The 6361-nt window shown below is 41.9% G+C and carries 8 protein-coding genes, 4 tRNA genes and 1 pseudogene; 11 read left to right on the forward strand and 2 right to left on the reverse strand.

Annotated elements, in window-relative coordinates; genetic code table 11:
- Positions 1-76: 76 nt before the first annotated feature.
- The 3 genes from epsC to ATZ99_RS03405 are packed head-to-tail and all read left to right on the forward strand — an operon-like array spanning position 77 to position 2429.
- Positions 77-619, forward strand: coding sequence for a serine O-acetyltransferase EpsC (gene epsC / locus ATZ99_RS03395; protein WP_068747850.1), 543 nt, complete (start codon positions 77-79; stop codon positions 617-619).
- Positions 616-2019 carry a cysteine--tRNA ligase gene (cysS, locus tag ATZ99_RS03400; RefSeq protein WP_068747830.1) on the forward strand — a complete coding sequence of 468 codons (1404 nt, stop codon included), beginning with the start codon at positions 616-618 and terminating at the stop codon, positions 2017-2019. Before epsC ends, cysS begins: the two co-directional genes overlap by 4 nt.
- Before the next feature lie 17 nt (positions 2020-2036).
- Entirely contained in the window at positions 2037-2429 is a 393-nt protein-coding gene (locus ATZ99_RS03405) for a Mini-ribonuclease 3 (protein ID WP_068747831.1), read from the forward strand.
- On the opposite strand, the gene thyX (ATZ99_RS12280) is transcribed toward ATZ99_RS03405, so the two are convergent.
- Positions 2395-2985, reverse strand: a complete 591-nt coding sequence (thyX, locus tag ATZ99_RS12280; RefSeq protein WP_342669101.1) for an FAD-dependent thymidylate synthase — start codon at positions 2983-2985, stop codon at positions 2395-2397. The two genes, ATZ99_RS03405 and thyX (ATZ99_RS12280), sit on opposite strands and share 35 nt — an antisense overlap.
- A 288-nt stretch (positions 2986-3273) precedes the next feature.
- Positions 3274-3549: pseudogene (thyX, locus tag ATZ99_RS12285) on the reverse strand (FAD-dependent thymidylate synthase); the annotation flags it as partial.
- Between the two features lie 92 nt (positions 3550-3641).
- On the opposite strand from thyX (ATZ99_RS12285), the gene rlmB reads away from it, so the two are divergent.
- From rlmB to ATZ99_RS03450, 8 genes are all read left to right on the forward strand, one after another.
- Positions 3642-4397 (forward strand): 23S rRNA (guanosine(2251)-2'-O)-methyltransferase RlmB, encoded by a 756-nt coding sequence (gene rlmB, locus ATZ99_RS03415; RefSeq protein WP_157074694.1) that lies wholly within the window; start codon positions 3642-3644, stop codon positions 4395-4397.
- Entirely contained in the window at positions 4381-4920 is a 540-nt protein-coding gene (locus ATZ99_RS03420; RefSeq protein ID WP_068747834.1) for an NYN domain-containing protein, read from the forward strand. The genes rlmB and ATZ99_RS03420 overlap by 17 nt, the downstream gene beginning before the upstream one ends.
- Positions 4921-4981: 61 nt before the next feature.
- Complete coding sequence (gene sigH, locus ATZ99_RS03425; protein WP_068747835.1) at positions 4982-5626, forward strand: RNA polymerase sporulation sigma factor SigH; 645 nt, start codon at positions 4982-4984, stop codon at positions 5624-5626.
- Between the two features lie 85 nt (positions 5627-5711).
- A tRNA-Tyr gene (locus ATZ99_RS03430) sits at positions 5712-5797 on the forward strand.
- 6 nt (positions 5798-5803) lie between these two features.
- Positions 5804-5879 (forward strand) — tRNA-Gly (locus ATZ99_RS03435).
- Between the two features lie 8 nt (positions 5880-5887).
- Positions 5888-5964: transfer RNA gene (locus ATZ99_RS03440), tRNA-Met, on the forward strand.
- A 3-nt stretch (positions 5965-5967) separates the two neighbouring features.
- Positions 5968-6043: transfer RNA gene (locus tag ATZ99_RS03445), tRNA-Thr, on the forward strand.
- A gap of 110 nt (positions 6044-6153) precedes the next feature.
- Positions 6154-6361, forward strand: a 208-nt coding sequence (locus ATZ99_RS03450; RefSeq protein ID WP_245641296.1) for a GTP-binding protein, incomplete at its 3' end; no start/stop codon positions are given.

Below are 6361 nucleotides of genomic sequence, written 5' to 3' on the forward strand. Positions count from 1 at the left end.
CGAAACCCTTCGCCTCTGGGACGAAGGGTTTTTTATTTTCCCAAAAAATGAAAAAAGGGTGCAAGGAGGCGAAAAAATGAGTATAATAGAAGATGCCAGGTTAATAATGAAAAAAGATAAGGCGGCAAAGAGCCTTTTGGAGGTTGTACTCTGTTACCCCGGGCTTCATGCCTTAATATTTTATAAAATAGCCAGAAAATTTTATTTAAAAAGGATGTTTTTTATAGCCCGATTGATATCCCAGCTGGGAAGGTTTTTTACGGGTATTGAAATTCACCCGGGAGCTAAAATTGGCAAGGGACTTTTTATTGACCACGGGATGGGTGTTGTTATAGGAGAAACCGCGGAAATAGGGGATAATGTTACAATTTACCACGGAGTAACCCTTGGTGCTACCGGAAACGAAACCACCGTAAAAAGGCATCCCACCGTTGAGGATGATGTGATAATAGGAGCAGGGGCAAAGATATTGGGGCCCGTGAGGATTGGCAGGGGTGCGAAAATAGGGGCAAATGCGGTGGTATTGAAAGATGTTCCGCCTTACACTACGGTGGTAGGTATTCCCGCAGTTGAGGTCAAGAGAAGAAGGGAAAAAATGCTCAGGGAGGTTTTCCAATGAAGATTTACAACACGCTGACAAAGCAAAAAGAGGAATTTAAACCTTTAAAGGACAACAGGGTCACCATATATACCTGCGGTCCCACGGTTTATGATTTTTTTCATGTGGGTAATGCCAGGGTTTTCATCACCTTCGATGTAGTGAGGAGCTATTTGAAGTACAGGGGTTATGATGTGGTTTTTGTTCAAAATTTTACCGATATTGACGATAAGATGATCAAAAGGGCAAAAGAAGAAGGCATCACCGTAAAGGAACTGGCGGAAAGGTTTATAAAGGAGTATTTTACGGATGCGGATGCCTTAAGGGTGAAAAGGGCGGATGTCCACCCAAGGGCTACGGAGCACATTAAAGAGATAATTGAGCTCATAGAAAAACTTATAGAGAAGGGCTATGCCTATGCAGTGGATGGAGATGTGTATTTTGCGGCCAGGAAATTTAAGGATTACGGCAAGCTTTCTGGTCAGAATTTAGAAGAATTAGAAGCCGGGGCGAGGGTAGAACCGGGAGAGAAAAAGAAAGACCCGATGGATTTTGCCCTGTGGAAAGCGAAAAAAGAGGGGGAACCCTGCTGGGGAAGCCCCTGGGGTGAGGGAAGGCCCGGATGGCATATTGAATGCTCCTGCATGTCCATGAAATACTTAGGTGAAACTATAGATATTCACGGAGGGGGTTCTGACCTTATTTTCCCCCATCACGAGAACGAAATTGCGCAAAGTGAAGCTGCAACCGGTAAACCCTTTGCAAGGTATTTTATGCATGTGGGTTATTTAAATGTAAACAACGAAAAGATGTCCAAGTCTCTGGGTAATTTCTTTACGGTAAGGGAAATTTTAAAGGAATACAACCCGGAGGTATTAAGGCTCTTTATGCTCTCTACCCATTACAGGAGCCCGATCAATTTTAGCAGGGAGTTAATGGATCAAGCCAGGAGCGCTTTGGAAAGGCTTTACAATGCATTGTACGCCCTGAAACATTTACAGGAGGTAACCGGGGATAGGGAATTAAACCAAGAGGAAAGGGAATTACTGGACAGGCTAAGGTCGTTAAAACAAAAATTCATTGATTCTATGGATGATGATTTTAATACGGCAGAAGCGCTGGGGGCAATTTACGAGATAGTAAGAGAGGCAAATACTAACCTGAAGGATACTTCCTCTAAAAAACTGGTTACTTATACAAAAGAACTTATACTTGAGCTGGGAGATATTCTTGGGCTTTTTGGAGATTTTGGCAAGGAAGAATTGGTAGACGAAGAAATTTTGAAACTGATAGAAGAAAGGCAAAAAGCGAGAAAGGAAAAAAATTATGCATTAGCGGATAAAATAAGGGATGAGCTCAAAGATAAAGGTGTAATTTTAGAAGATACACCATCGGGGGTAAGATGGAAGAAAATAAAGTAGGAGTGATATAGAAAAGTATGGAAGATATATCGTCACTTGCCCTCGCCTTTGTAGGCGATGCGGTTTTCAATCTTTTTATCAGGACAATGGTAATAAAAACGAAAAAAAAGGTCAGGGATTTACACGTGGAGGCTATCAAGTATGTAAAAGCCTCCGCTCAAGCCGAAATATTAAAAAAAATTGAGGCTTTCCTTACTCCCGAAGAAAAGGAAGTGGTAAGGAAAGCCAGAAATGCAAAAGTAAATACCGTTCCCAAAAACGCTACCCTTGCCGACTACCACATGAGCACGGGATTTGAAGCCCTCCTGGGATATTTATACCTGTCGGGTCAAAACGAGCGGTTAAATAAGATACTTTTAGCATCCTATGAGATCATTAAGGGTTCATCCCGGGAAAACGACCACAGCTAAGATCCCCTTCGGGGCAATAACCAAGAGATTCACAGGGAGCTCCTGCCTTCTCAAAGAGGGTGGGAGCGATTTTTTTTACCTCTTTTAGCATTAGATTTGCAAGTTCCCTTATTTCCGATTGAGCCCTGTTACAGCATCTCAATGCAAAGAAATTATAAAGGCTCCTGGCATTCATCGTCATAACTATATTGGTCATCGTTCCCATGGGCAGGATATACCTGGCGTCTTCTTTATCCACTCCTGAATTTACAAGCTTTAAATAGGCTTCTTTTGCTCCCTTCAAGCCGTCCAAATAAATAAAAATTGCCTTTATATCTTTTTTAATATCCTCGGGGAGGGTAGAATAATATTTTCTTTTTATATATTCTTCCAGAATAAATAAGAGTTTCTCGTAAAAACCCTTTATACTGCTAATAATTTGAAATAATTTTTCCTTGGAAAATAAATTATAAGAAAAATCCATCCCTTCATAAATAAAGAGGCAAAATTCTATGGCGTTATCTTTGCGGAATAAAAGCTTTTCGTTTTCCATCTCAAATTTTAAACCCGCCTGCATAAAATATTCTTTGAATTCTTCAGGAAATATTAGAAAATTTTCACCGGTTTGTACAAAGGCGTCGGAAATACCTCTAATAAAATGAGAAAGGTTTTCCTTGAATAATTCTTCATAATGTTTTTCGGTAATTATATTTTTTTCTATAATTATACCAAACCTTTCATTAATTTTTGCCGGGTCGTTAAACTCGGGGGAAAGGGCTAAGCCTTTAATGTATGCTAAATTTTGTTTCTGCAATTTTTCTTCTTCAGCTTTCTGATTTATTATATCTTCTTTAAAGGGATTGTTGTAGCGCAAGCTTTGAACCGAATAAGAGGCTATGCGATGGCGGGTTAGCTGGGCAAGCAGGGTCCTGCTTACTCCTTCGATGCCAAACGTAAAGCTTACATGTTCGATCGGTGACAGATGCCCCATGCTGATAAGTTTATTGAGGAATTTTTCTATTTTTTCCCGGCTCATATTTTCCATTATTTCAAGAGGCCCTGAATTGGAATAACAAAGTCTTGCCGCCGCTGCAACGGTTTTTTCCGGTTCGGGGGTGTGAGTTAAGATTTTTACCTTCATTGCCCGTCCTCCTTGACTTTTTATGAAATTTAAAATATCATTTATAAAAATCCAAATTACCTTAAGAAAAATTATATCATGGGGTGGGTGGATTGGAAGATAAATCTTTTTTAATAGAAGGGAAAAATTCAGTCCTGGAAGCGCTTAAGGCTGGACGGCCGATGAATAAAATATATGTAAAAAAAGGGGACAGGGCTTTTATAAAGAGGATAAACGAGCTTGCAAGGCAAAATAATGTGCCCGTAGTAGAAGTGGATGAAAATTATTTAAACAGGATATCGGAAACAAAAAAACACCAGGGGGTAATTGCCCAGGCTTCTTTAAAGCCTTATTTGGACTTTGAGGAATTACTGACAAAGGCAAGCTCTAAGACCCGGGAACCCTTTATCGCGGTGTTAAACGAGATCGAGGACCCGGTTAACTTGGGCAGTATTCTTCGCACCTGTGATTGCCTCGGGGTAAACGGAGTAATAATACCTAAAAGAAGGGCTTGCGGCGTAACACCAACGGTAATGAAGGTATCGGAAGGCGCGGGGGAATACGTGGATATCGCCAGGGTTACCAATATAGCCTCTACGCTGGAGAAATTGAAGGAAAAAGGGATCTGGGTGGTAGGGGCTGATATGGATGGAGAAGTGTATTATGAAAAGGATTTAACCGGACCGTTGGCGCTGGTGGTCGGAGGAGAAGATAAAGGGCTGGGGAAGCTTGTAAAAGAAAGATGCGATTTTCTGGTGAAAATTCCCATGATGGGCCATGTTACTTCCATGAACGCTGCGGTGGCTTTTGCGGTAATAGGATATGAGATAATAAGGCAGAGGGCGTTAAAAGATGCTGGAAAGGCCTGAAGAAGTACTTTTTGTAGATGGGTACAACATAATAAACGCATGGCCCAATCTACAGAGCGCTAAGGAAATTGACCTGGAAACTGCCAGGCAGAAATTGGTGGATATTATGAGCGAATATTCGGCCTTGACCGGTGTAAAAGTGAAGGTAGTTTTTGATGCGCACATGGTGGAAGGAGGAAGGAGGATAATAGAAAATATAAACGGGGTAGAAGTGGTATATACGAAAGAGCGGGAGACGGCGGACAATTATATAGAAAAAATGGTGGAAAGTTACGGTAAAGAGTCCGGAAAAGAGTACCGGGTGAGGGTGGCCACTTCGGATTTTCTTGAACAGAGGATCGTGCTGGGCAAAGGGGCTATAAGGGTATCTGCCCGGGAGCTTTTATATGAGGTAAACAGGATTTTCGAAGAACGAAGGAAAAAGGAAGATATCATGAAATCCAGGAAGGAGACTCTGGCCGATAGGCTGGATGAGACAACTTTGAAAAGTTTGATTAATAGGATTAAAGGTTGTCAAGCTTGACTATAATCCGTGTTTTGAGATATAATTTATTCGTGGCTTATTTAATTTTGGGGGCGATAATGTGAATGTGGGGCTTCAAAGGGAATCCTTTGTTTGTTTTGAAGAAATGCAGGATGAAGAGGTGGTGTATGAAGCCCGGAGTGGCAGTAGGGAGGCATTGGAGTACCTTATAAATAAGTACAAAAACTTTGTAAAATCAAAAGCCAGGTCCTATTTTTTGGTTGGCGCCGATAAAGAGGATATTATTCAGGAAGGCATGATAGGCTTATATAAGGCCATCAGGGATTTTAACCCGGATAAACTGACTTCATTTAGAGCCTTTGCGGAGCTGTGCATAACAAGGCAAATAATAACCGCAATAAAAACTGCCACCCGCCAAAAGCACATCCCCTTGAATTCTTACGTCTCCCTGAATAAGCCAATATATGATGAAGATTCCGAAAGGACATTGATGGATGTAATTACCGAAGTTAAGATTACTGATCCGGAAGAACTCATAATAAGCAGAGAAGAGGTTGCAGATATAGAAGATAAAATGGGGGAGATTTTGAGCAAATTAGAGTGGGAGGTTTTAATCTCCTACCTGAACGGCAAATCGTATCAGGAGATTGCCAGGGATTTAAAACGGCACGTTAAATCCATCGATAATGCCCTTCAAAGGGTGAAGAGGAAGCTTGAAAAATACTTAGAGATTAGAGGCATATAATATTTTAAAGGTTGCCGAATAACAAAAAAAATAGTTTTAAATTCCTGTTGACCAAAATGCCTTTTCTTTTTATAATAGAAAACATGGAGAGATTCCCGAGCTGGCCAAAGGGGGCAGACTGTAAATCTGCTGGCGATGCCTTCGGTGGTTCGAATCCACCTCTCTCCACCATTTTGTGCGGGAATAGCTCAGTTGGCAGAGCACCAGCCTTCCAAGCTGGGTGTCGCGGGTTCGATTCCCGTTTCCCGCTCCATTATACATCGCGGGGTGGAGCAGTCCGGTAGCTCGTCGGGCTCATAACCCGAAGGTCGCTGGTTCAAATCCGGCCCCCGCAACCAGATGCCCACGTAGCTCAGTCGGCAGAGCGTCGCCTTGGTAAGGCGGAGGTCACCGGTTCGATCCCGGTCGTGGGCTCCATTTAATTTTAAGTAAATATTTGAAAATTATTTTTTGTTTGAGTATAATTGTAGTGTACAGGCTTTTTTATTTTTATAAAAAACTACTTACATACCAAGGAGGGCAAAGAAATGGCAAAACAGAAATTTGAGAGGAAGAAGCCGCACGTAAACGTAGGCACCATAGGGCACGTAGACCACGGCAAGACGACACTGACGGCGGCGATAACGAAGGTATTGTCAAATGCGGGATTATCCCAGTTTGTAGCTTACGATCAGATTGACAAAGCGCCGGAAGAGAGGGAAAGAGGGATAACCATAGCCACGGCGCACGTAGAAT

This window comes from Thermovenabulum gondwanense (genome assembly GCF_001601575.1).
GTDB lineage: Bacteria > Bacillota > Thermosediminibacteria > Thermosediminibacterales > Thermosediminibacteraceae > Thermovenabulum > Thermovenabulum gondwanense.

Excerpts from the sequence above, each read along its gene's own strand:
- ATZ99_RS03405 (WP_068747831.1), top strand. The coding sequence starts at position 2,037 with ATGGAAGATATATCGTCACTTGCCCTCGCCTTTGTAGGCGATGCGGTT.
- epsC (WP_068747850.1), top strand. The coding sequence starts at position 77 with ATGAGTATAATAGAAGATGCCAGGTTAATAATGAAAAAAGATAAGGCG.
- ATZ99_RS03420 (WP_068747834.1), top strand. The coding sequence starts at position 4,381 with ATGCTGGAAAGGCCTGAAGAAGTACTTTTTGTAGATGGGTACAACATA.
- thyX (WP_342669101.1), bottom strand. The coding sequence starts at position 2,985 with ATGCAGGCGGGTTTAAAATTTGAGATGGAAAACGAAAAGCTTTTATTC.
- cysS (WP_068747830.1), top strand. The coding sequence starts at position 616 with ATGAAGATTTACAACACGCTGACAAAGCAAAAAGAGGAATTTAAACCT.